Here is a 26,013-nt window from a genome sequence, read left to right as displayed (position 1 = left end):
TTTGAATGGCCCTAATTTATTGCAATATAATGCAGTTTATTCTGTATCATTAGCTCAATGAAAGTCTTCCTGCGAGCTTCTTCATTTCTATGATCACTTGATCTTTTTTCAGCTCCCAATGATGCTTAGGCATTGAACAGCTAACTGCCGCGACCACTTTACCTTGCTTAACAATAGCTATAGCTGCACAACAGAACCCTAGCACGGCTTCCTCTAAATCTGTTGCATAACCCAACTCGACTACAGTTAAAAGCTCCGCAATAAGCGCTTGGCGCGTTTGGATAGTATGAGGTGTAGCTTGTACAAAATGCTCATCTGGGAGTAATTCAATTAACTGGTCGATTGCAAGATCCGAGAGCAGAACCTTGCCCAGAGCAGTTGAATGCGCAGGAAATCGCATACCTGGCTCTGATGCCAATCTCACAGGACTAGGCACTTCTTCCTTAGCTAAATAAAACACTTCATTACCCACCAGCTCTGCCAGCTGGATGGTTTCATTGAAGATGACCTTAGTCAAAGCGGCTTCATAATGAAAGCTAGAAATGAGATCATTGCTTTTATAATAGCCTCCAGCAAGCGAACCCAATGAAGGCCCTAAGCTAAACGTATCTGCTTTATCACGTCGAATCCAATTCAACTGCTCCAGTGTATTCAATAACGAATACATCGAGCTTTTATTAATATTAAGCTGCTTGGATAAATCTATAAGCCGTAAGCTGTAGGGTTTTTCTGCAATCGCATGAAGAATGATATTGGCCTTTTCTAATGCTGGAACCCAATATTTGTTTTCCATAAGACCCCCTGAAATGGTTTATTATAATAAACCTAGTTTATTTCAATTGGTCCTTTTATGCAACCTTATTTAGGCTAAATAGGAAAATCCCCATTTCCCAAGCTAACGTCTAATTGCCAAGTCAACGTCTTCCCCGCAAGAACCAGCGCGGATTTACCGTTCGCTACTGCCGCTGCCAGACTGTCATAATAACCAGAGCTTGGCTCCAAAGCACAGGTAATTCGGTCATTATAATGCTTCTCATCCACCCAGATACCTAGATAAGGGACCTGCTCTTGAGAAACCTGGAATAGCAAATAATCCGCTGATTTACTGCAGCTCAACCCCGACCAGCCTTCAGGAACCTCACCTGCATAATATAATTTCCGGCTATCCTGCTCCACGCCAAAATCCATTGTATCCAAATGTTTATCTTGACCAGATACGGATGCAATTGGCCAATTATAGACGGTCTCATTAGCCACTAAGCTATTGCCGCCATGTACACAGATCATTTGTTTAATTGCTTCAGGCAAGTGTATTGCCATATCTGACGTAGCAATGAATTGCGGGTGTGCCGTCCACATCATAGCTAAATCCTCATCAGATAAATTCGTAACCTCGTACTCTAATCGCATTACGCCGTCAGCAATAAAGGACATTTTTCGTTGAAAAACATACGGCAGACAGCTTCCTTTTACCTTAAGATTCAGACTCTCAGGCTCAATGGCTGCATGCCACGGTAACGACCAAACCTCACCATGGTCTGGTAAAAGATTGCCATAATGCTTTCCTTGAAGCGGATACTTGCAGGCATCAATCGTCGGGAAGCATTCATCCCACCCACTCATATCGCTTTTTTCAAATAATGCATCTACTCCCAATGGAAGAAATGGGCGCTGACCTGAATCTAAAAGCCATTCTTTCTGAGTGGGTTTATAGAAGAGTGAAACTATCTTGGCCCCGATTTCGGGCACTACTATAACTTTCATGAGCTCCGTTTCAAGCGAAATTGCGGCTACTCCTTTGTAGGTTGTCTCCAAAATTTGCGGTACTATTTTAGTATTCATCTGAATCCAAATCCCCCTTTTACAAGCTCATCCTACACTTAATGCCCCATCATCATAACCGGATTAGGATTTTGATCGCCACCGTCCGCATCGTCCTCCGGCTGTTTCTTCGGTTTTCGCAAGGTAAAGCTGAGCAGTCCTCCAAGGATAGCAATAGCTGTTGCCACTAAGAAAGTATCGCCATAACCAGCCGTAGAAGCTTCGGATAGATTGGTTATGGACAGTGAATGATGTACAATTCGTGAGGTTAAATAACCAGTCAGCCCTGCAACTGCAAAAGAAAGTACAACCTGTTGAGCAGCAGTTGTTAGTGGTGTCACGCGAGTAACGAGCTTCTTCGGAACGGATTGCAGCACATGTGTATTAATCGCCATCATCGATAATCCCATACCCGCACCCATCATAATAATCGATGTGATGATCATGCCAATACTTGTATCTAGGGAAATACGTGAGAGCATATATAATGCAGCGGTAATAATAATCATTCCAATTATTGAAACCGGGCGCGCGCCAAATTTATCGAACAGCTTACCGCCAATAGGCATCATAACTGCGGATGCAAGAGCTTGCGGCAGGAGAATTAAGCCTGTTTTTAAAGCTCCATACCCCATGATTTGTTGCAGATAAATCGGTACCAACAATATTGCACCGAATAAAGCGATCAAAGTAATCCATGAAATCAGGACGCCTCTGGTGAAATCGGATGAGCCAAAAGCTCGAAGCTCAAGCAAAGGTTGTTTGTGCCGCAGCTCTACAATGATAAACAGAATGAGTGCAACTGCTCCAATACTTAAGCTAATTATTGTAGGTCTAGACGTCCAGCTTTCCCCGCCTTGTGTCACTCCATATGCCAAGGTAGCGAAGGCTATAGGAGCTAATAACATCCCCCATATATCCAAAGATGGCACTTTCTTATTAATTATATCCTGTGGCAAAAGCCGAATGCCTACGATAACAGCGGCAATACCGATCGGTAAATTGATTAAGAAAATCCACTGCCAGGTTACATATTCCACCAGCCAGCCCGATAATACCGGGCCCAATGCAGGTGCCAACAGCATAGGAATACCTAACATGCCCATAACGGAGCCCATTTTATCTGCAGGAGCCAATCGGAAAACCATAGCCATCCCAATTGGACTAACCATACCGCCGCCAATGCCTTGAAGAATGCGATAAATGATTAGCTGTTCCGCTGTTTGAGCTAGCGCACAAAGCACTGAACCAAGCGTAAACAAAACAATACTAATCAGAAAAATTCGCTTTGCTCCAAACCGATCGCTCATCCATCCAGCTAGCGGAATAACAGCCGATAAAGCTAGCGTGTAACCTGTTATCGTCCATTGTATGGTAGTCAATGGACTGTTGAAATCTGCTTGCAGACCAGGAATAGCGACATTTACGACTGTGCTGTCTAGAATAACCATGATCATTCCGATGATAACTGCCATAAGTGGGCCAATTAACGATCTTAATGACACGGATTGTTCGGGTGCTGCTGCTTTTGTACTCATCTAATTTCCTCCTTGATGATAACCAGTAATATAAATATGCTTTATTTAAATAGTGCCATTCATCTTCTCAAACGTTTTAATCATACTCTCAATCTCATCTACACTAAGCTTGTCGAAGTACTTTCCTATCATCTCGTTGCTTTGCTGCTCAAACTCTTTAACAACTAGCAGACCCGCTTCCGTTATCTGCAGTAAAACAACACGACGATCACTAGTATCCGCTAAACGAATAACATAGCCTTGATTAACCATCTTGTCGATCATGACCGAGATCGCACTTGGTTTGACACCCATCTGTTCAGCCAAAGCTGTTACCTTGCAGGTGCCATTCTCTCGAATCATAAATAAAATATAAAATTGAGGTGTCGTTAACCCATGATTGAATTGGTTCGCAAAGTCATGTGTCATCTTTTTTTTCAAATTTTGCAAGGCAGACCGGAATCTTTCAGCGAATAGTTCTTTTTCGGTCCCCATATAAAGCAGCTCCTTTTTATTTATAATATCTAATATTTAACGTATGAAAATATTATACACTTCAAATAATATACGGCTTCAAAAACCTTGTCAATACCATTAAAACTATCCTAATTATCGACAACAAAAAACACCGCCATTAGCGATGTCCTGAATATAAATTATGGCGGGCCCTGAGAGATTCGAACTCCCGACCTTTTGATTCGAAGTCAAACATTCTATCCAGCTGAACTAAGGGCCCATGTCGCTCATTCCTGAGGTATAAACTATAGTACCATTTCTTATTAACTCATGCAATCAGTTATTCTCCATATCATCAGCTTTATTACCAGATAAGAGTAGTAAAGCCTTAACGTCATCATGCTTTAAGGCATATGCAATTGATACAACAACCTCTTTAGTAGGCTGAAACTTACCATTTTCAATAGCATTCATGATGGAATAGCTTACACAGGCTTTTTCGCTTAGCTTACGTAAAGTCATCCCTTTGAGCTGGCGAAGCTCTTTCAGTTTTTCTGCAAACTCCATTTAACGAGTCCTTCCTGCGTTATATTGATGTATAATTAGTTCTAATCAAGAGAGGATGAGGATAATGTCCGAATATAATTCAAGTGAAGCAATGGCTTGTCCAATAGGGGAAGTACTCATAAGTCGGCTAACGGAAATAAAAGAAATGATCGATGATTACAAACAAATTAAAGCACATAAACCTAGTAAAGGACAAGAATCATTTGTAAAAGAACAATCCAAGCTCTATGAAGATCAATTCGAAGCATGCATGGACGATCTACTCTTGAAGCTCGAAGTGGCGGATAAAGCATTGGAGGCTTTATCTCGACCATCCGTTGTCCACTCATCCAAGGATGTTCAGCAGCTTGCTCTAAAAGCATTAAATTCATTGCGAGAATAGCTTATTGCAATTTGGGCCTAGACAACAAAAAGCACCGCCAATAGCGATGTTTGTTTAGTAATGCCTATGGATTTTCACGCTCATGGCAGGCGTTCGGGATCCGTAACCTTAATCGCAGCTCCGATCACTGACAAAGGGGTCTACACCCACTCATTTGCGTTTACCCGCGCAATGAGAAATGAAAGGGGGTGTATCTAGGGAGGTCACGGCCTATATCTGAAAGGGTAGTTGAACTCATTTGGTATATTACTAGCATAACCCTCTTTAATTAATTTAACCTTAAAATGAAGTGACAATTTTATTACGGTTGTAATACAACTTGCTCGGCTGTTAGTTAGAATAAGTGTCTTAACATGGAGAATAACATAATTACAGCTATCGTAAAGCAGAGAATAATCAAGCGTTTTTCTTGACGCTTAAACGATTTCATCTGTTTCACTCCTTGTATTTTATTTATTTTGTAATTAAAGCTGCATTCTTATAACCTTTTTCTTCTAGATAAGCCAATCTATTCGTGGCGATTTTTAAATCGTCGAATTCAATTGCTTTCTCAATCGGGACTATATCATACAACCCTCTAACTCCGTATACCCCACCATGATAACCGCCAATAAGTTTAATAATATATTTCATCTATAAACTTCCTCTCATTTAGAAAACCTCGCACTGCTTTACTCATCTATCTTAACATATTCCAACCAGAGGTTTTCAATTCTAACTAATCTCCCTCCTACACCAACAAATCTATCATTGATCAGAGGCAACCAACAATTGATTCAGCCTACCTGGAAAGTTGGTTATTATGCCTGACACTTGATTTTCGATCAATTCCTTCATTCGAACCTCGTTATCAATCGTCCATGGATAAAGCATGTATCCCTGAGCAATCACATCTTTTGCATAGTCATGATTGACTAGCTTGTAATGGGGATGCAAGGAATACAGTTTAACCTTATTCCATTCAGCAAGAGCTCGGTAATCAATCGGCTTATCATACAACAATCCAATCCGAATCTCCGGTTCAGCTCGCTTTAGTGCATATAGAACTTCATAACCGAATGATGAAACAATAACCGAATTTGTTCTTGCTTTATTTTGCATAAGAGCGATCAGCTTTTGCACCACTTGGGGATGCTTATTGGATTTTATTTCAACATTAATTGGAAAATCCACAGGCATCGCATCGAAAACCTCACCTAGAAGAGGAATCCTTTCGTTAGTGAATGCTTTATTAAACCACCGGCCTGCATCTGCTTGTTTTAATTGCTCGACCGTCAAATCAGCGATAGCCCCTCTGCTGTCTGTGGTTCTATCTATGGTTGCATCATGGCAAACTACGATTTCTCCGTCTGCAGAAACATGAACATCAAGCTCAATCGCCGTAGCACCTTGTTTAATAGCCAACAGAAATGAGGCAAGTGTATTCTCCGGTGCTTCACCCGCTGCTCCGCGGTGACCAATGTTTAACATATTTTTCCCTCCTAACGATATTCACAAACAATTATACCACGATCCATATAATTCCCAAAAATATACATCTCTTATTAGGGAATTGTCTAGGTCAATTAATTAGCTAGATACATAGAATAGAGAGACTTTAGTATAAAGTCAATTTACTAGAAAGGGAAGAACAGAGTAAATGTCTATTCAAAATTTAATCATTAATGGAAGATTTGAAACAGGGACACTAGTACCTTGGGCTTCAGTAAATGCAACTATTACCAGCCTATTTTCACATTCAGGTACGTTCTCTGCAAGACTACTTGGAGGTACAAACACCTCTTGGATAAATCAAATCGTTCCAGTAACCTCAGGAGATAGCTTTGAATTTCTTGTTTCACTAGCTAAAGTGGGGCTTGCACCAGCTCCTTCTGTTCAAGTACAAGTCATTTATATGGACAATCTATTTAATTCACTTGGTGCAGGAATTTTCACCACTATTCCAGCTGATCGGATTCCAACTGTAGATACTCGTACATGGCTTGAGTTCTATCAAACTACGACGCCTGCTCCTCCAACTGCCACTCAAGCTTTAATATTAATCAATACTCTACCACAAGCAGACACGGCAGATATTTTAGTTGATGATGTAGCTCTATTAGCATCTGGGGGAACTGGGGCTACTGGGGCTACTGGGGCTACTGGGGCTGCTGGAGTGACAGGACCAACTGGCAATACTGGCGCTGCCGGTGTGACTGGAGCAACAGGAGTTACAGGAGTTACAGGAGTTACAGGAGTTACAGGAGTTACAGGAGCTACTGGAGCTACGGGTGCGACTGGCGATGCTGGAGCTACGGGTGCAACTGGCGATGCTGGAGCTACCGGAGCAACAGGTGCGACTGGCGATGCTGGAGCTACCGGAGCAACAGGTGCGACTGGCGATGCTGGAGCTACCGGAGCAACAGGTGCGACTGGCGATGCTGGAGCTACTGGAGCTACTGGATCAACAGGTGCGACTGGCGATGCTGGAGCTACTGGAGCAACAGGTGCGACTGGCGATGCTGGAGCTACCGGAGCAACAGGTGCGACTGGCGATGCTGGAGCTACCGGAGCAACAGGTGCGACTGGCGATGCTGGAGCTACCGGAGCAACAGGTGCGACTGGCGATGCTGGAGCCACTGGAGCTACAGGTGCAACGGGTGCGACGGGTGCGACGGGTCCCGCAGGACCAACGATTCCCGTTTCCGTAAATCTTATTTATGTAACAAACTTTGACGAAGACAATGTCTCAGTTATTAACGGGGATACCAATAGCGTACTAACTACAGTTTTAGTAGGAACACAGCCTTATGGAGTCGCTGTAAACCCTACATCGAACCGAATTTACGTATCAAACTTTAGCAGTGACGATGTCTCAGTTATAAACGGGTCTACAAATCTCGTCGTTGCCACTGTTACCGTTGGGTTGTCTCCACGTGTTTTAGCTGTGAATTCTTCAACAAATCTTATTTACGTGACAAACAGCGACAGCAATAATGTCTCAGTCATTGACGGAACCACAAATCTCTTCGTTGCCACTGTTACCGTCGGAACTAACCCATACAGTGTAGCGGTGAATCCTACATCAAACCGAATTTATGTAGCTAACTTTGATACTGATAATGTCTCGGTTATTGATGGGGACACCAATAGCGTCATAGCTACTATTCCGGTAGGAAGTAACCCGTTAAGTGTAGGGGTGAATTCTTTATTGAACGAGATTTATGTAGTGAACCAAGCAGACGATAATGTCTCGGTTATTAGTGGGCTATCCAATATAGTCATTGCTACCGTTACGGTAGGAACTTCTCCAATTGGCATTGGGGTGAATCCTATATCTAATCGAATTTATGTGGCAAACAGTTTAAATGACAATGTCTCGGTTATTAATGGAAGTACCAATACCGTAATTGCCACTGTTACAGTAGGAGCTACTCCAAGAAGCGTTAGTGTAAATCTTTTAATGAATGGGATTTATGTGGTGAATTCTACAGATAACAGTGTCTCCGTTATTGATGGGCTAACTAATACAGTCATAGACACCATTCTGGTAGGAGCTACCCCATTCGAAATAGCGGTCAATCCTTAAGAACTAGATTACTTGATCAACGAACTCAATAATACCGACCTAGTCATTATCGGAGCGCGGACAGTAACTTTATACTTATAGTTGCTTTCTTTTCTTTGCATACATTAAGCAACCTTGAATTTTAAAGCTTCTTATAGCAAAAAAAACAGAGTATGTATTATAATAGAAGATAATTGTTGATGATGTTAAATCGAACGATAAAGCGGGGCAAAACTATGAAGCAGTTTAAGCATTCCAAGATCAGCGAAAAAGAAGCATCCTCTCAACGAAAAGAATCCAAAGGATCAACAGCTTCTAATCATTCTGAACATTCTATTCTGCAGCTGCAGAAATTAATTGGAAACTCGGCCGTACAAAGATTAATTTTGAATGAGAATCGGCAGCAGACAAAATCCATTCAAATGACTAAAAAAGATGAACTGGAAGACCTCGCAGCCAAAACAAAGAAAACGGAAGAAGAACCAGCGCCTGATTTAGGAGCCTATGGTCCAATTTCTGCATCTCCAGAAGCAACTCTTGCTAAAGAACTAGCGCCTGATTTAGGAGCTTATGGTCCAATTTCTGCATCTCCAGAAGCAACTCTTGCTAAAGAACCAGCAGCAGAGAATGACAAAGACGATAATCCATATAAAGCTAATATTGCTGACTTGCTTCCTTCTATTAAATCAACTGCAGACTCATCAGAATTAGAAAATGATAATAATGATAGCCCCTATAAAGCTAATATTGCAGACATTGCATCCTCCATAAAGCCAAAAGCCGAGGAAGAACCAGAGGCTCCTTCAAAATATAACAAAAAAGCTATGGAAGATGGCATGTTGGATTTTGATAAAAATTTACAAGGTGCCGGGACTGCAAATGCCGAGTTACCCTCGACAACTCTTTATGCAGATACAGCAGAAAAAAAGCAAGCTTATTCCCGTAAATTCGTTGATGGTAAAATGGTTGATGCTGAAGGCAAAGCAGTCGATTCAATAGGAGCTGAAAAAGCAGCAGCTATCGGTTCGAAGGCAGATCGACATATCTTTACAATGGATGGAGAAGGCGGAATTTCTTCAGCTGATGCAACAAAGGAGAATAAAACGCGAGCGAAGAATGCAAAGGATGCAGGTAAAACGGAGCAAGAACGATTCCATCATTCCAGCTTCTCTGCTGGTAAAGCAGTCGCGGGAGCCGGCGAGCTTCAGGTAAGGAAAGGACAGGTTGAAATGTTCTCTGATAACAGTGGGCATTATAAACCCGGATCTGAACAAATGCTGCAAACAGCAAAGGAATTAGAAGCACAAAAAGCAGGTGTCGAAGGAATCAGCGCTGAATTTGTAGGTAAAAAGCATGATCAAAAGACAGTCAAATCCTCGGCGCTCGAAATACTTGGTTATCAAGAAGGAGAAGAAGGCGGAAAAGGATTTAAAGGTGGCGCTGAGAAAATAGAATCAGAAATTAGAGAAAATCATGCAAAAAAAGATACCGTTATGGAAGAACTCCTTGCAAAAACACAAAAACGCAAACAAGGATAAACGGTTACACCGTCTTTTAGGACGGGGGGCGTTTGTCCAGAATACCCCTGTTGATTCATACCTCCTCCAAAAATAAGCGATTCATTTCATCATAAGAGATGATATTTTTAGAGAAGCTTTTGTAAGTTCCCTGATGTAGAAACTCCTCCCCCACTTGTCTGATTAAGGACAATGAGGCTCGAAAGGGACCGGATCCACTGCTTATTCTCGCCACACCTAGCTTAGTAAGCTCTTTTACATCAGGAGTATCTTTACCAGCTAGCAGGTTTACTGGCAACTCAATATGCTTAATTAGATGATCTATCACATTATTCTCATGAACCCCAGGTACAAATATACCATCAGCCCCTGCTTCGCGATAAGCCGAAGCTCGCTTTATAGCCTCCTCCGCTTGAATATAGCTTTCATTAAACACATTCCAATAAACATCTGTCCGTGCATTTACAAACAAGGAAACACCGCAAGTCAAAGCAGTTTCTTTAATCAGTTGGATTTTTCTAGCTTGATAGTCCATATCCTCTAACTGCAGCTTCTTATCCCCTTTGCCGTCCTCGATATTAACTCCCGAAACTCCAAAGGATATTAGCTTTCTGATAAGCTCCTTCAGTTCTTCCAGCATCTGCATAACCCAAGGATGCGGCAATTCCTGCGCTTGTTGTACCAATTGCCTTGAAGCCGCATTGTTCAAAAACGATAGCGCTCATAGCATCCCATGCGTTGGGTAATAAAAGCGGCAGCGAATGATGATGCAGCTCTTTAAAAGAAACAGCTTTTTCATAATGTTCGTTGATTTCCAATTTACGTCCTCCTCTATAAACAAGCTTATTATAACCTTTTAACTATAATTATGGCACAAATTCCATTTTGAAATACTTCTCAAATATAGATCGAACTCATTGAAACTGGACTTTACGTACACCAAGCTGAGGTTTTTAATGATCTTAAAAACTTTCTTGGCCCCCCCCCAGCAAATTAAATAATTCCTTAGCCTTTTTCATTTAAATAAAAGATCAGACTGTTAACTTCTGAAGATATGCATACTACTGCTTAGCTAAAGCAAAGAACCTCCATCCAATTTACTATAAAATAAATATTGAATATAAATAAAGCTTGGGAGGCACTTCATGGAAAATACGGAATTTAATAACGCCAAATTAAACTATGATCGCGACGGATATGTGGCATTTCAGAATGTGCTGGATCAGGATTTAATGCAGGAAGCAAAAGCGCATATCGAATGGCTGATTATGAAAAATCCAAACGTACGCCCCGAGATGTTAGGGCATACCTTGGTTAAAAACGATCCGTTCTGGGTTAGACTGCTTAGTGATGATCGCTTATTGAATATTGCCGAGCAATTCATCGGACCCGATATTGCACTGTTCGCCGCCCATTATATTAGTAAACCTGCTTTTGATGGAAAGCCTGTTCTCTGGCATCAAGATGGCAGCTATTGGCCGTTGGATCCGATGAAAGTAGTCACCTTGTGGCTGGCTGTAGATGATTCTTTGCAGGAAAATGGGTGTTTACGCGTCATCCCTGGTACTCAAACCATGGAGCTGCAAGAAATGAGAGTTAATACGCTAGTGGATAATGTTCTAGATTCCGAGGTGGACCCTGCTCTGGTGGATGAATCGAAAGCAGTAGATATTATTCTTAAATCAGGCGGAGTATCCGTTCATCATCCCAATGTCATCCATGGATCTGAAGCGAATCTCTCACCGCTTCGCCGCTGTGGGCTAACCATTCGCTATATACCTACTTCAACAACCATTACAAAACCTAATTGGCCTTGCGCTTTTCTTCTGAGAGGGGAAGCAATCCCTGGGATAAATGATTATTTACCAAAACCAAAATATGTCGAAGGCGAGCATATGCGTTTTAAGGGTTGTGAACTTTGGAGTTGAGCATTAGAATTGAGATATAGTCAATTCTAGCGGGGTGGATGAGGAATGAAGCAAATAGTACCTGATCGTTTGATGCTGGAAGACTATATGTCGAACGAAGCTACACTACGTGTTTATCATTTTGAGATATTTAAAACCAGCCTGCTCCATTGGCATGAGTTCTATGAGTTGGTGCTTGTTATAGCGGGTACAGCCACTCATGGCTTGAATGGTAAATCCATTCCACTCCGAAGAGGCAGCTTATTCCTCCTAACACCTGCTGATTTCCATGAAATAAACGTCACTCCAGGGGAGTCTCTCCTCTTTTATAATGTGATTTTCTCTGGCATTCGCTTGGACGAACCCTTAATTAATATGCTCTTTGAGCAGGATCAGCAGCATTATTATGATTTCACCGAGCCAGAAACAAAGCGTTTAGAAGTGGAATTTACGCTTATGCAAACGGAAGAAAATCAGCAGCAGATCGGGCAGGATCGCCTGATTCAAGGAGCACTTGAGCGGATATTGATTGAACTGGTTCGTGCGATTCAGGTTTTGTCAGTTGCTCAAATCTCAATTAATAAACCTCTTATCCAGCCCTCCATTCGTAAAGCAATGATTTATATAGAGCATCATTTCAGAGAAAACATCACACTTGAAGAAGTTGCTAGACAAGCCCAGCTTGTTCCCAATTATTTCAGTACATGCTTTAGAAAAATGACTTCGATCACCTTTCAGCAATATCTTCAGGATTTAAGAATCCATTTTGCCAAATCATTGCTGCAAGCCAGTCGATTACTATCTGTCACAGAGATTTGTTACGCCTCGGGCTTCAATAACCTAAGTCATTTTATTCGTGTCTTTAAACAAAAAACAGGCTATTCCCCTAATGTTTTTCGCGGTCATTTATAAGGAAAAAGGAAAGAGACACACCTGCGATTGATCTACAGGTTAAGAATTTTATTTTAGTGTCGATTTTCGATACTGCGAAGCGAGATCTGATTGGTTTATAAAAACAAAGAAGCCAAGATTAATTCTCTCGGCTTCTTTTCTGCAGTTAATCAGCTAAGCTCCAACCATTCTAAAATCAATATTTACTGGAGGAGGGAACATCACTTTAGCCTCTTCGATCAATTGTTGAGTTACTGAAGTGTTTCTCGATTCAGCTAGTTTTCTAGCTTGATAGCTGAACCATAGCTCAATAATTAAGACTTCCCCTTCACGAATCACAGCAAACTCTTTGTTAAAAAGGCTGTTCACAAACTCATATTTACCTAACTCGAGTGCAGCTTTTCCGACAATGATCTGAATACGGTCACATCTCGCATCCTGTACAGAAAGCGACTCGTATACCTCCCAAGCTTTGCTATAATCTTTGCCTAACATAATCAGGTTAAGATACTCCTCGGCAAACGCTCGATCTGGGAATCCATTAGTGAGGTTATACGCCTGCTCCAGACAGGCAAGAGCCTCTTCCCTCTGACCTCGTTGCTTCATTACCTCTGCCAAATTCCTGTATACCCAAGTCGATGGTTGGAGTTTTATCGAGGTTTCCCAAGCATCCACAGCCTCAGCTTCCAGCTCTTGTTCATAGAGCATAACACCATAATGCATATAGGCAGCCCAGTTTTGATTGTCTGGATTCTTCAAGCTCATCTGTAGTAACCGAGTCCATTCTTTCTGCACCATCCATGAAGCTGGAATATCCCCGACAGCACTTTCTGGCAAGCTCCCTTCCTGCATTAGCGCAATCCACGGCAATTGCTCAGCACCTAAACTCTCATCAGTAAACAGTATGCCTTGAGGAATATCCCGCTCCCCCGCTTGTTCACGGCGAATTCTCTCCAGCTCTCCCCAGCCTGAGCCCTTATGTAAGATACTCTCGGGCAGCTTGTCAGCATAAGCTTGCAGTTTATTATGAGAAGCATAAACTTCAGCTTCATCCAGCTTCTCATTCAGATGTGCAGCAACATATCCTTGCGCTTGGTCCCAGCTCTCATCATAGGCAAGCTTCGTATCTACCACAGAAACTCCAAAAATCTGTGTGAAATCCCAGATCGTATGAGCTGGCATCTCTAGTCCATGAAGCTGAGTCGGCGCAAATCCGCCTTGCAGTTCAATATAATTGCCTTCACCAGGTTTAGCGAGAAAGTCACACCAACGTCTGCCCCCCTGATGATTGCCCCAACAAAACATTTTGCGATACCTCAATAATGCCGTTGAACGTTCATAGAAGACTCTACCATCCTCATAAACAATCGCTTCCCACGGCGATTTGCAGCTTTCAGCTGTTTGAAAGAAATACTCGTTAGAATAAGGAAATCGCATCGGGTAGGAAACATCCGTATCTGGAACAGATGATAGATAGGGAAGCTGTCCCGTGCCAAACCCTTTAAGCTCAGGATCATGATAAATCACATCCTTGGTATCGGAGAAAACTCTCGATTCTGTTGTTTCCTCCACGGCAATATTCGTCCACCAATACATCGGAACCGCATGGTTGTTGTCGTTAACAATCCGCACATAGAGCAGCAGCTGCTCCGAGCCTTGCGGCAAATGAAAATCAAGCTGCCAGAAAATATTCTTACAACGCTCATATTCGTACATTCTCAGAAATTCATTGCCTTCATCATCAACAAGCTTAGCAGCATGAAGCGGAGAACAGGTTGTATACGTATGCCCGAGATGACCGATATTCCATTCAATCCCTCCTGAAAACCAGGCATTTAGAATCGCTAGATTGGCAGGCTGAAACACAGGATTTTTATATAAAATCTCTCGATTGGTTCTTTTGTCCTTAAGTGAATATAAACGCCCGCCATAGTCTGGTAAGAAAACAGCTTGCAAGTGATCATTTTCAAGTACGACGGTCTTTAATTCCAACATCTCCCGCGCCCTCGAATATCTATCCTGCATCCGATAAGGCAAGTATCTCTCCCCAGTGTCGTTACCAAGATTCAGCTTATGCTCATCCACATAATTCTCATTCACAAAAACCTCTCTGTGATGATCCCTGCTTCTAAACATTGGAAGCGGATTCTCGCCTTCTATAAGAGCTCCTTCAATCGTCAAGCTAGACATCCTTACTTTCATCCCATTCACTCTCTTTTCCCCAAATTAACCTTTAACCGAACCAACCGTTATGCCTGCGACAATCTTCCTCGAGACAAATATATAGAGAATAAAGGTAGGAATAAACACGACCATAGCTGCGGCAAAAATACCTGCATAATTACCTGTGTTGGTGTAGCCATAAACGATAGACTGCAGCGCAAGAGCCAAGGTGTGATGTTTCTGATCATTCGCAAAGATAAGCGCAAAGAAATAATCATTCCAGATGCCCATAAAGTTGAATATCGACAAGGTAATTAACCCGGGCTGCGCTATAGGCATGATGATTTTCATAAAGGCTTTAATGGGACCACAGCCGTCTATTGCTGCTGATTCCTCTAGCTCCTTCGGTATCGAGGAGAAAAAGCCAGTTAATAAGAACACTCCAAAAGGGACATTCGTAAACACATAAATCAGGATTAAGGTGCTTATTGAACCCGTCAGCTTAAGCTGAATAAAAAGCGAGAATAACGGAATCGAAATCAATAAGCCTGGTAATGAAAGCGCAGAGAGGAACATTAAATTAACCAAGCGTTTCCCTCTAAATTGGACTCTCCCTAATATATAAGCAGCAGGAGCTACAACAACTATTATACCGATACAAGCTGTAACCGTGTAGATGACGCTATTCAAAAAATATAGCCCCATATTGAGATTTTTGAATAAATCGATGTAGTTGGAGAAGTGAATCCCGCTTTTCAACAGGGTATTAGAGAATATTTCTCGCGTTGTGCTCAGCGAAGCTAGAATGGCATAACCAAAAATAACGATCGTAAAGCCAAGCCAGGCCATAAGTGGAATGTATCTGAGTAAAAGACTTAGTCTCGTTTTTAGAATTCTGTTCTCCATCATTTCACCTTCACCTCAGTATTCTAAACGTTCTTTACGGAAAAACAGGTTGATTAAGGAGGACAAAACAATTACCGCCAAGGTGATTAAAACCCCAACTGTAGCACCAGAACCAATATTGAAAGCATCATCCATATAAACAGATCTTGAATTGCCAAATACTCGTAAATACATAAAATAACCCGGTGTCATCGTATGGGGATCTGCTAAGCCAAATGTCGCGGACCAAACAAAAAAGTTAATTGAAGTAATCGTCCATAACACCAAGGTAGTCCGAAATACATCTCGCAGCAGTGGCAGGGTTATTTTAAAGAATTTATCAAAAGCATTGGCCCCTTCCAATAAAGCAGCCTCATAATAATCCTGAGGGATTCGGTCCATTCCCGCATTGAGGATCAGCATAAAATAACCGATACAACCGAAGCAGTAAGCCAACAGCATAGAGATAAACAAATGAATATCATCGGTCCATTGAATTTCGGCAAGCGAGTTCAAGCCAACCATTTTAAAGAGTTTCGCGAGAAATCCATAGTCATAATTATAGACATATTGCAGCCATACGATCGATAAGACAACCGCGGAAACCGTATTAGGCAAGAAGATCAATGAACGCCAAAAAGCTTTCCAACGAACTCCCTGAGAAGAAATAATAACGGCAAATAAGAAAGCAAAGAAAAAAACGAGTGCTCCACCGATAATCCATATTTTCAGAACATTCCACACCGAGCCTGTAAAATAAGAATTATGGATAAGATCCACATAGTTGTCTAAACCAATGAAACTCCATTCCGAAAACTGGCTAGAAATACTTTCTACATTATAGAAGCTCATTAATCCGGTTCGAAGAGTTGGGTAGAAAAAAATCGCAAAATAGATGATTACCGCGGGTCCAAGGAAAAGCGCTATGATTGGTTTTTTGATCCTCATAATATACCTCCAGAGCTATAAATCCGTATGCAGACCAAAAATGATGATCTATGTATAACAATCTGATTGACTGCTATACATAGACCGCTAAACTAAATTAACCGATTACTTACCTGTGTAGAATTTTTTCGCTTCATCTGCCATTTTAGCTACATAAGCTTCTGCTTTAAGCTTGCCAGTAACCAATTCCATGAATACTGGGATTACCGTATTAGCTGAGAAATCTCCGCCATTGTCAATTCCGAAGCCCCAAGGCATATTAACCTTGGCATTATTGAAGGCTACTTCAGCTTCTGCTAATGGTGCCGGCCAAGCCGTGTCTATTGTTGCTGGTATGGCAACTGCATCTTTAACCATGCTTTCTTGGGCCTTCTTACCAACCAGATATTTAACAAGCTCGAAAGCTGCTGCAGCGTTTTTGCTGTCTTTATTAATTAGAAGTGCTTGTGCACCAAAGTTAAGTCCTTGCTGTCCACCCTTGTCATTGCCGTTACTTACAGTTGGGAACTGGTAGGATCCCCATTTAAAATCTGCACCTGCTGTTTCGGATACTTCATTAGGCAACCACGTACCATTCAAGTAAGCGGCAGATTTTCCTAACACGAGGTCTTGTTGAGCTGCTGGGTATTTACTGCCTGCAATCTTTTTCGAGAAGTATCCTTTATCTGTTAAATTCTGAATATCCTTAGCAAATTGCAGGACGATTGGATCCTTCCACATTTCACCTGTTTTATCTTTAACCAGCTGATCAACCCAGTCACTGCCCATTGCACTGCCTAGATAGCCCCCAATAAACAAATCTCGGTAAGCATCATCAAATGTGATTGGAGCAACGCCGGACTTCTTCAATAATTCAGCATCCGCGATGAATTCTTCCCAGGTTTTAGGTACAGAGGTAATTCCTGCGGCTTCATAGAGTGCTTTATTGTAGAAGAATAATACAGCAAATGGCTGTTGCGGAATCGCATAATAGCCTTCTTCAATTCCTGCTACTGTGGAAAGCGATTTGGTCCATTCCATCAAGCTCGGTATTATAGAATCCTTAACGGATTTCCCATCCATTCCAATAGCTGGTTGAGCTATTAAATCATCAAGCTTAAGCACATGATCCTTTAAATTGCCAATTAATTTCTCAGGGTCGCCTTCCCAAATATCGACCTGTTGTCCACCATCTAAAGCTGGTTTAATTAACTTGCCGAGCTCACGCCCTGTAAACTTTACTTCCAATTCCACTTTAGGATTAGCTGCTTTAAACTCGGCAACGGCTGCATCAATCACCTTGGATTGTGGTTCCGAGCTGCTCCACATCGACCAGAAAACAACTTTACCTTCAAGCTCTGTTGATTTTGGCGCTTCAGTAGCCGCAGCTGTAGGGGCAGGCGTTTCTGCAGGTGCCGCCGCTTCAGTTGGAGCAGCCGTAGGCGCACTAGTAGTCTCCGTTGCACTTTTACCTCCACAGCCAGCTAGTAATGATAATGCCAGCATGGAAACGGTCAATAAAGTAAAGATTGCTTTTGGTTTCCTCTTCATCGATGAAATCCCCTTTAATAAATGAGTTATCGCATGCAGCCGTTTACAAGCCACCTTGGATACTGAACTCAGTATAAATAATATTATTAAAAGAACGTATGTAAGCAAGTTATGGATAAATGGATAAATCTTAGGATTTGAATGAGAAGTCTCCTGTTCCAAGCGAATCTTTTGTATAATGATATTTGAAGGTGAGGGGATGTTTACTCTATGGGTTTTCTCAAAAAACTGAAGATTCGAACACAAATTTTAATCGCTTTATCCTGCCTGCTTGTCATTATGTTAACCATCATTTATTCCATGTACATCCAGACCTCTGGCATAGTAATCAAGGATAATAATCAATATTCGGAAGACATCATACATAAGTTTACTAAAGCTACCACTCAGAATTACGAAGAAGTTAGCCAGATCATGCTCAACCTTGGTTTCGACCCTACTACGCAGAATTTTTTAACGCAAACCGATAACGTGGCTGCTTATGATTTGTCTAAGGAATTGGATCGGAAGATCATCTCACTAAAGGCTGGCCGCAAAGGCATAGATGATATTATCCTGATTGGAGCTAATGGTACGAGGTATAGCTTAAATGGCGGCGTCGGAAATATTCAACATCTCGAAAATGAAATCAATCATCATAATAATGTTTATGTAAGCGGCATTGAGAAGTTTTTCTATAGCGGCAATAAGGGAGACTACATTGTTTTTGCGCAGAATTTGTTCTCAAACGGGTTGAATACCATGAAGGATGGTATCCGAATTGGCGAAATCGCTGTGATTGTCAACGTAAACTCGATGTTCTTTAATAAAGATCTAGCCAATACGGAAGAAAGTGTAGGCTTTTATTTAATTGATCGATATGGCCATGTATTCCCGGATAGCAACACACCTGATATAACTAAAAACATCAGTACGCTCAGCAAAGATTATAAACCCGATCAGAAGCTAAGCGGCACCATCGGCGGGGTCCAAGGAGCTGTGCAAATTGAGCAAATAACCCAAATTAAAGCGACTATTCTCAGCTTCGTGCCGGAAAAAGTCCTCTTATCCGAGCTTTCAACTGTTCGCAGCCGCAGTATTATGATTATTCTGATTGCGCTGCTCCTAATGGCTCTGCCGTTTGCAGTAATTGCGAATAACATTCTCTCTCCGATTCAGATGCTGGTGAAATTCATGAATCGCATTAAAGCCGGTAATCTCAATGATTTAACGATGAAGCTCCAGCTTGAAGGAAATATCGAGATGAAGGTCGTTGCCGAAAAATTAAATGGGATGCTGGGTGAAATCAACTTATTAACTAATCAGCTTGTCGATACAACCACTAACCTCTATGAAGCTGAGATTGAGAAGGAAAAGTCGGCATCCGCCTTTCTTCGCAGCCAGATTAACCCTCATTTTCTATACAATACACTGGAATCTATCAAGGGAGTTGCTTACGAGGAAGGCAATAGTAAAATTGTCGCAATGACCAATGCACTAGGGAAATTATTTCATTACAGCATCAAAGGCTCTGGATTTGTTACCCTTGATCAAGAATTAACCGCGATTAAAAACTATGTATTCCTCCAGCATATTCGTTTCGAAGAGCGATTCGATGTCAGATACAGCTTCACCGAAGAAGCTCTGCTGCTGCCCGTTATGAAAATGATTCTGCAGCCATTAGTCGAGAATGCCATATTCCATGGGCTTGAGCCCAAAACTTCAAAAGGGATGTTAATCATCCAAGGGGAAATTGTTGCTGGGGATACGCTGATTATCCAAATCAGGGACGATGGAATTGGTGTTGAATCACATAAATTGCAGGAAATTAAAAACAAGCTGCTTGAAGGTACTTCGCTCGCCGCTAATAGAGACGGTTACATAACCTACAATGATAGTATTGGTATTTTTAACGTAAATAATAGACTTCGTTTGGCTTATGGTCTGGGGCATGGATTAACCTTCGAAAGCGAGCTTGGAATCGGAACCTGTATAACGCTTACTATGCCCACTAACATCATGCAATTAGGAGGAACCACAGATGTATAGAGTGCTGCTGGTGGACGATGAGAATTTGGTGTTAAAAAGCCTTGAAGCAGGTGTAGATTGGGCAAAATCCGGTTTTACAGTAGTAGGAAAAGCTAATAATGGCGCTCAAGCTTTGCAATTGGTAGCGAGTCTCAAACCACATATCGTTTTTACAGATATTCGGATGCCTGGTATCTCAGGGCTGGAATTAATCAAGCAAATTCAAGAGCTGGATCCCCATATCCAGTTTATTGTAATTAGTGGGTTTGCCGAGTTTACATATGTTCAGCAATCTTTAAAATTTGGGGTTCTAGGCTACTGTTTAAAGCCCTTTGATGATGATGAGATTAATCTGCTGCTTAAAAAGGCAACTAAACTATTAGATGAACAAAAGCAAAAGCATGAATATCATTTACTGGAATTATTCCAAGAGACACCTTCCATAACAACCCAGGCTGCATTCGATGCTATTTTGTTGGATGAAGAGCTTAATACAGAAACGTTATATGTCTTAGTTTCGATTGGTAAAGGGTGCTTGCCTTTTAGTCAGGGTGACCGCTATTTAAGAATTAATTCGGGAAGTGCCAGCTTTAGTTATATTGTACAGTTTCAAGATGACTCCTCCTATGCCAGGTTTATTGGCACGAATATCCCAGCAGGAATTAAGGGAATAGGGATTCAGCAAACAACACGTTCTCTGGAAAATATCACTAAAAGCATCGATATCGCGACTACAAAAGCTTGGAAATTCTTTATTGTAGGTCAAGCCGATTATTTTATTGAAAATGATCGATCCCTAGAAATCAAAGCCAATCAGCTCGTAAAACAGCTTGAAAAAGCAGTTATAATGAAAGATATCGTGCTAGTGAGAAAGCTTCTAGACGAGTTGCTTCTCGCGGATAATAAAAGCTGCTTGACCATTTTCCATGCCTTAAAAATTTATAACAGTGTCTATTTCCATACTAATGACGATCAAACTCAAGTAACTTCGGATGAGTATGTATTCAGCAAAGAACAGCTATATTACCTATATCTGAGCTTTGAAGCTATGGTTGCCAATATGAAGCAAGCTATTAAAGGCACGAACTCACAAGCCCTACACCAAACAGAGCACAGAACGAAAAACGCCAATTTAAAAGAAATCATTAAATATATGAATGAGAATTATCGAAATGATATCTCCATCCAAAGCATCTCCAAGAATTTTTACTTAAATCCCAACTATCTCAGTCAGCTTTTCACTAAGGAATTACAAGTAACCTTCACCGAATACCTGACCAAGCTGCGCTTGGAGCAAGCAAAAAGCTTACTCCAAACAACCTCCCTATCTATTAGCGAAATAGCCGAGCAAATCGGGTTCAGAGATTACTTTTACTTTATTAGACTATTTAAGAAATATACGAACCATACTCCACGGCAATTTAAACAATAGGAGGAATGAACATGATACGACTGAGGCAGCTTTTGACGTTAAGCATCATCCTTGGATTAGTTGTTTCCCTTGGAGCTGGATGCAATAAAACGGTCAGTGAACCATCCTCATCCTCTACCCAAGATGAGCCAATGGAAATATCTGTTGCGATCTGGGATCTTACACAGAATATTGTCGACTCTGATCCCCTGCTCAAGAAATTAGAGCAGAAATTAAATATCAAAATTAAACCAATAGAAATTATGTCGTCTGACTATGTCCAGCTGCTCCAAATGTGGGCTTCGTCCGATCAGCTTCCCGACATCTTCGCTGTGGATGCTCTAGGAACGCAATATTATCGAAACTGGATATCTCAGGGTGTTATTAAATCCGTTCCTGAGAATCTCGATGCCTACCCCCATCTAGAAAGCTACTTATCTAATCTAGAGATTCAAGACCTCAAAGAAAATGGCAAGCTCTACTCCATTCCACGTAAAACCTACGACAATACGGATTATAATGTCTTGGATAGAGTTGTCGCCTATCGCTGGGATCTGGCTCAGAAAGCAGGCATCACTAAAGAACCTGAAACCTGGAATGAGTTCAGAATCATGTTAAAGGCTATTGTCGATAAAGACCCTGAACACACAAAAATTGATGGCTTGAGCAGCAGCACCTTATTGCTTGGCGGATTATTCTGGCTATACGGCTCCCCAGCAGCTACAAGTGATGGCAGCGGAAGTGATTTCAAATGGATTAAGGAGGATGACAAGTTCATTCCTGCCGTTTTCTCGAAAAACTCTATTGCCTCCTTGCGATTGCTTAGAGATTTCTATACCTCAGGGTTAATTGATCCAGATTTGCCTTCAACTAAAGGTGAAGTTAGCTTTGATAAATTCGCTCAAGGCAAGGTCGCTGCTTTCATAACCTCGGATGGAACTCGGTCGGTTGATCGGAATATTTATAAAAACAGGTGGCTAGAGCTGCACCCTGACGATAAAACATTTTACGATAAAATAAAATTATTAAAGCCGCTAAAATCTTTGGACGGAAACAGATATCATGCTGTTTTTAACTCCTTCTGGTCAGAGAGTTATATCTCAGCCAAAGTCGATGACAAGAAAATGGACCGCATCCTTCAGTTGTTCGATTATCTGAATACACCTGAGTTTCTAGAAATGAAACGTTTTGGCTTGCAAGGTACCGATTATACAAAAAGCGGGGATACCATTACCGCGCTCCATCCTGATATCGATTTGTTTACGAAGTACCCATCCATTTATACCATGTTTAATCTGCTGGATTGGGATGGCATGTTTAAGCTTAATCCTGCTTATACCAATGTTTCCGCTGAAGGACACCAAGCCCTGCAAGAGCTGATCGACTTCTCGATGAAAACAACAACCAAACAGACCTTTGACAGAAGACTAACCTATCTGTCCACTCCCACCAAAGACGGCTTCTCGATTTATGACAATGATGATATGGTTAAGGTGATGCTAAGCAGTAAGCCCGTAGAAGTGATATGGCAAGAAATCATCGACGGTTATAAAGCCAAAGGATTAGATAAGATGATTGCCGAAGTGAATGCCAGGGCTAAAGAAATGGGAATTGAATAAAAAGAGCAGACTAGAACATAAAAATCATGTTCCAGTCTGCTCTTCTTTTATTTACTATTTATTATTTAGCCACGTTTCTTACGCGTCATGACGTCGAAGATAACAGCTAAGGCCAATATAGCTCCGCGAATCATGTACTGGTAGGAAATTCCGACTCCCATTAGGTTCATTCCACTGGTTAAGGAAGCCATAACGATCGCTCCGATAACAGCCCCCGTTACTTTACCGACCCCACCAGCAGCGGATACACCGCCAACATACGCGGCTGCAATCGCATCAAGCTCGAACAATGTACCAGCAGTTGTCGTAGCCGATTGTAGACGAGCAGTGAACAGTATCCCCGAAAGTGCCGAGAGCATGCCCATCGAACCGAACACAATGTACGTAATTTTCTTAACGCTAATTCCACTAAGATGCGCTGCCTCTGGATTACTGCCCACAGCATAAATATGTCTGCCAAGCACCGTATTAGATGTGAGAAAATGATAAGCCGCAACAACAACCAGCATAATTACTACTGTCCAAGAGAAGCCGTTATACCCTGCTAGGATCCAGGTAATATAAGCGATGATAGCTGAAACGAACACCAATTTCAACGTGAAAACTTTGTTGGAAACAACTTCAAATTGATACTTAAGCTTACTTGCACGGTTGGAAAATTCACTATAGATGTACAACCCAATACACAATAAGCCCAAAATTAACGAGAGCAAATGCAAACCGTTAACTTCGATAATGGAAGGAATAAACCCATTGCCGATTGCGTTAAAGTGATCGTCATCGATGATAATGGTTCCGGTTTTCTCCGTCACTTGAAGCAGTGCACCCCTGAATATGAGCATACCCGCCAATGAGGCAACAAAAGAAGGAATTCCGAATCTGGCGACTAATACACCATTAAACAACCCAACCACAATCCCAAGTACAAGTATAATCGGAATAGTTATATAAAAAGGTACGCCAGCTTTTGTCAGGAGAATCGCGGTAATCGCACCGAGAAACCCAGCTGCAAAACCGACTGATAAATCAATGTGACGAATTACAATAACCAGTGTCATCCCAACTGCTAATACGGCAATGTATCCTGTAGCATCCAATAAATTGCTGATATTACGGGAAGACATAAACAGTCCATCCGTCATAATAGAGAAGGTAAGCATGATGAAGAACAAGGCAATGTACATGCCATAGTCACGGATATTTACTTTGACTAACGACTTCACTTCATTATAGAAATTCAAAATTGTTCCTCCTATTGTGTAGCAAGTTGCATAATTTTTTCTTGGTCAGCTTGATCCTTCGACAACTCGCCTTTGATTTTGCCTTCCGCCATGACATAGATCCGATCACTCATCCCTAGTACTTCACCTAGCTCGGATGAAATCATGATGATGCTCATGCCTTCACTAATTAACTTATTCATAATCGTGTATATTTCGAATTTAGCTCCTACGTCGATTCCACGAGTTGGTTCATCCAAGATCAGCAGCTTTGGCCCGACGAACAACCACTTGCCTAATGATACTTTCTGTTGATTTCCACCGCTCAAATTACCGACGATTTGTTCTACAGATGGTGCTTTCACATTCAAAGAATTTTTATAAACATTTGCGATTTTAACCTCTTCGTTATCGTTGATAATGCCATTCTTAGAGATACCCTTAAGATTTGCTGTCGTTATATTACTCTTAATATCTTGAGTCAGAAACAGCCCATCACCCTTGCGATCCTCAGTAACATAAGCAATACCTGCACGAATCGCATCGCTTGTATGAGTGAATTTCCGTGGAATACCCTCTAGCTTTAACTCACCTTGCAGTTTATAAGACTTCGGATTCCCGAAGATGCTTAATGCCAGCTCCGTTCGTCCTGAGCCCATTAAGCCGGCTATCCCGACAATTTCGCCTTTTTTAACGTGCATATCTACATTCTTTACGAGATTTCGACCTAACCCCTGATCATAAGCAGACCAATTAGCTACTTCAAGCACTTTATTGCCAAACGTTTTGTTTGCTCGCTTCGGATAAATATCATCAATTTCACGACCAACCATATTCTTGATAATGACGCTTTCTGAAATTTCCCCTTTGGAAGCATCCAAGGTACAGATGGTCCGGCCATCACGGAGAATAGTTGCTTTATCGGCGATCGAAATAACTTCCTTCAGCTTGTGTGAAATCATAATGCAGGTGATACCTTGTTTCTTAAGATCGCGCATCAGCTCCAACAGGTTTGCACTGTCGTTTTCGTTAAGTGCTGCCGTCGGTTCGTCGAGAATAAGCAGCTTTACTTCTTTGCTTAACGCTTTGGCGATTTCCACTAACTGCTGTTTACCTACACTTAAATCTTTAACCAAGGTTTCTGGATTAATGTTGAGCTTAACCTTTTGCAGCATTTGCTTAGCCTTGACGATTGTCTGATTCCAGTCGACGAATGCACCACGCTTCACTTCATTGCCTGCAAAAATATTCTCGTATACCGTAAGATCCGGGAATAATGCAAGCTCCTGGTAAATAATTGCGATGCCTGTCTTCACACTATCGCTGATATGATGAAACTCCTGCACTTTATTCTCGAACACAATATCGCCATCATAGGTACCGTGAGGATAAACACCGCTGAGCACTTTCATCAACGTGGATTTTCCTGCCCCATTCTCACCGATCAAGCAGTGAATTTCGGCTTTTTTCACTTTGAAATTGACATCGGTAAGTGCTTTGACACCAGTAAATTCTTTAAAAATCTTTTCCATTTCAAGTATATATTCGCTAATTGTTATGACCTCCTTAACCAAACAGCTATTACAATTGCAGAATAGTGATAGACGTATCTATCACTATTCCGT

Annotated in this window: 21 protein-coding genes, 1 tRNA gene and 1 pseudogene; 8 read left to right on the top strand and 15 right to left on the bottom strand. The window is 41.5% G+C overall.

Annotated features, from left to right (window positions below):
- Positions 1-49: 49 nt before the first annotated feature.
- The 6 genes from EHS13_RS06485 to EHS13_RS06460 all read right to left on the bottom strand — a co-directional run bounded on the left by EHS13_RS06485 (position 50) and on the right by EHS13_RS06460 (position 4,361).
- A complete protein-coding gene (locus EHS13_RS06485; protein WP_155699555.1) occupies positions 50-793 on the bottom strand; it encodes an IclR family transcriptional regulator in 744 nt (247 codons plus the stop codon).
- Positions 794-867: 74 nt separating this feature from the next.
- Positions 868-1,842 carry an aldose epimerase family protein gene (locus tag EHS13_RS06480; protein WP_155699554.1) on the bottom strand — a complete coding sequence of 325 codons (975 nt, stop codon included), beginning with the start codon at positions 1,840-1,842 and terminating at the stop codon, positions 868-870.
- A 38-nt stretch (positions 1,843-1,880) separates the two neighbouring features.
- Positions 1,881-3,359 carry an MDR family MFS transporter gene (locus EHS13_RS06475; RefSeq protein WP_155699553.1) on the bottom strand — a complete coding sequence of 493 codons (1,479 nt, stop codon included), beginning with the start codon at positions 3,357-3,359 and terminating at the stop codon, positions 1,881-1,883.
- A gap of 45 nt (positions 3,360-3,404) precedes the next feature.
- The gene (locus tag EHS13_RS06470) at positions 3,405-3,833 is read right to left on the bottom strand and encodes a MarR family winged helix-turn-helix transcriptional regulator (protein ID WP_155699552.1); all 429 of its coding nucleotides are present in this window, start codon (positions 3,831-3,833) and stop codon (positions 3,405-3,407) included.
- A gap of 164 nt (positions 3,834-3,997) precedes the next feature.
- Positions 3,998-4,074, bottom strand: a tRNA-Arg gene (locus EHS13_RS06465).
- Positions 4,075-4,130: 56 nt separating this feature from the next.
- Positions 4,131-4,361 (bottom strand): helix-turn-helix domain-containing protein, encoded by a 231-nt coding sequence (locus tag EHS13_RS06460; protein WP_155699551.1) that lies wholly within the window; start codon positions 4,359-4,361, stop codon positions 4,131-4,133.
- Positions 4,362-4,425: 64 nt separating this feature from the next.
- Here EHS13_RS06460 and EHS13_RS06455 point away from each other — a divergent pair, with 64 nt between their 5' ends.
- Positions 4,426-4,743 (top strand): hypothetical protein, encoded by a 318-nt coding sequence (locus EHS13_RS06455; protein WP_155699550.1) that lies wholly within the window; start codon positions 4,426-4,428, stop codon positions 4,741-4,743.
- A 453-nt stretch (positions 4,744-5,196) separates the two neighbouring features.
- Here EHS13_RS06455 and EHS13_RS06450 read toward each other — a convergent pair whose 3' ends face one another.
- Positions 5,197-5,376: a hypothetical protein gene (locus EHS13_RS06450; protein ID WP_155699549.1), complete on the bottom strand. Its 180-nt coding sequence runs from the start codon at positions 5,374-5,376 to the stop codon at positions 5,197-5,199.
- A gap of 114 nt (positions 5,377-5,490) precedes the next feature.
- The gene (locus tag EHS13_RS06445) at positions 5,491-6,213 is read right to left on the bottom strand and encodes a glycerophosphodiester phosphodiesterase (protein ID WP_155699548.1); all 723 of its coding nucleotides are present in this window, start codon (positions 6,211-6,213) and stop codon (positions 5,491-5,493) included.
- Between the two features lie 169 nt (positions 6,214-6,382).
- Here EHS13_RS06445 and EHS13_RS36655 point away from each other — a divergent pair, with 169 nt between their 5' ends.
- Both EHS13_RS36655 and EHS13_RS06420 read left to right on the top strand, forming a co-directional pair.
- A complete protein-coding gene (locus tag EHS13_RS36655) occupies positions 6,383-8,311 on the top strand; it encodes an NTTRR-F1 domain (RefSeq protein WP_227013817.1) in 1,929 nt (642 codons plus the stop codon).
- Positions 8,312-8,526: 215 nt separating this feature from the next.
- On the top strand, positions 8,527-9,828 hold the full coding sequence (locus tag EHS13_RS06420) for a hypothetical protein (protein WP_155699547.1): 1,302 nt from the start codon (positions 8,527-8,529) through the stop codon (positions 9,826-9,828).
- A gap of 55 nt (positions 9,829-9,883) precedes the next feature.
- On the opposite strand, the pseudogene EHS13_RS06415 reads toward EHS13_RS06420, so the two are convergent.
- Positions 9,884-10,532: pseudogene (locus EHS13_RS06415) on the bottom strand (isocitrate lyase/PEP mutase family protein).
- Between the two features lie 420 nt (positions 10,533-10,952).
- On the opposite strand from EHS13_RS06415, the gene EHS13_RS06405 reads away from it, so the two are divergent.
- Together EHS13_RS06405 and EHS13_RS06400 are read left to right on the top strand one after the other, a co-directional pair.
- A complete protein-coding gene (locus EHS13_RS06405) occupies positions 10,953-11,735 on the top strand; it encodes a phytanoyl-CoA dioxygenase family protein (protein ID WP_155699544.1) in 783 nt (260 codons plus the stop codon).
- A gap of 45 nt (positions 11,736-11,780) precedes the next feature.
- The gene (locus EHS13_RS06400) at positions 11,781-12,626 is read left to right on the top strand and encodes an AraC family transcriptional regulator (protein ID WP_155699543.1); all 846 of its coding nucleotides are present in this window, start codon (positions 11,781-11,783) and stop codon (positions 12,624-12,626) included.
- Positions 12,627-12,779: 153 nt separating this feature from the next.
- Here the strand turns inward: EHS13_RS06400 and EHS13_RS06395 are convergent, their stop codons facing one another.
- The 4 genes from EHS13_RS06395 to EHS13_RS06380 form a co-directional block, all read right to left on the bottom strand.
- Positions 12,780-14,807, bottom strand: a complete 2,028-nt coding sequence (locus EHS13_RS06395; protein WP_227013998.1) for a DUF5107 domain-containing protein — start codon at positions 14,805-14,807, stop codon at positions 12,780-12,782.
- Positions 14,808-14,831: 24 nt separating this feature from the next.
- Complete coding sequence (locus EHS13_RS06390; RefSeq protein ID WP_155699541.1) at positions 14,832-15,677, bottom strand: carbohydrate ABC transporter permease; 846 nt, start codon at positions 15,675-15,677, stop codon at positions 14,832-14,834.
- 12 nt (positions 15,678-15,689) lie between these two features.
- Positions 15,690-16,601: a carbohydrate ABC transporter permease gene (locus EHS13_RS06385; RefSeq protein ID WP_155699540.1), complete on the bottom strand. Its 912-nt coding sequence runs from the start codon at positions 16,599-16,601 to the stop codon at positions 15,690-15,692.
- Between the two features lie 105 nt (positions 16,602-16,706).
- The gene (locus tag EHS13_RS06380) at positions 16,707-18,131 is read right to left on the bottom strand and encodes an ABC transporter substrate-binding protein (protein ID WP_155699539.1); all 1,425 of its coding nucleotides are present in this window, start codon (positions 18,129-18,131) and stop codon (positions 16,707-16,709) included.
- A 210-nt stretch (positions 18,132-18,341) separates the two neighbouring features.
- Here EHS13_RS06380 and EHS13_RS06375 point away from each other — a divergent pair, with 210 nt between their 5' ends.
- From EHS13_RS06375 to EHS13_RS06365, 3 genes are read left to right on the top strand one after another with little or no spacing between them, the layout of a single operon-like run.
- Positions 18,342-20,159: a sensor histidine kinase gene (locus EHS13_RS06375; protein ID WP_155699538.1), complete on the top strand. Its 1,818-nt coding sequence runs from the start codon at positions 18,342-18,344 to the stop codon at positions 20,157-20,159.
- Positions 20,152-21,570, top strand: coding sequence for a response regulator transcription factor (locus EHS13_RS06370; protein ID WP_155699537.1), 1,419 nt, complete (start codon positions 20,152-20,154; stop codon positions 21,568-21,570). The genes EHS13_RS06375 and EHS13_RS06370 overlap by 8 nt, the downstream gene beginning before the upstream one ends.
- Before the next feature lie 11 nt (positions 21,571-21,581).
- Entirely contained in the window at positions 21,582-23,168 is a 1,587-nt protein-coding gene (locus EHS13_RS06365) for an extracellular solute-binding protein (protein ID WP_162462982.1), read from the top strand.
- 65 nt (positions 23,169-23,233) lie between these two features.
- Here EHS13_RS06365 and EHS13_RS06360 read toward each other — a convergent pair whose 3' ends face one another.
- Entirely contained in the window at positions 23,234-24,409 is a 1,176-nt protein-coding gene (locus EHS13_RS06360; RefSeq protein ID WP_155699535.1) for a sugar ABC transporter permease, read from the bottom strand.
- A gap of 11 nt (positions 24,410-24,420) precedes the next feature.
- Positions 24,421-25,941: a sugar ABC transporter ATP-binding protein gene (locus EHS13_RS06355; protein WP_155705243.1), complete on the bottom strand. Its 1,521-nt coding sequence runs from the start codon at positions 25,939-25,941 to the stop codon at positions 24,421-24,423.
- Positions 25,942-26,013: the final 72 nt, after the last annotated feature.

The organism is Paenibacillus psychroresistens (assembly GCF_009728935.1).
Classification (GTDB): Bacteria; Bacillota; Bacilli; order Paenibacillales; family NBRC-103111; genus Paenibacillus_AC; species Paenibacillus_AC psychroresistens.
This window is presented reverse-complemented; position numbering and strand designations above follow the sequence as displayed.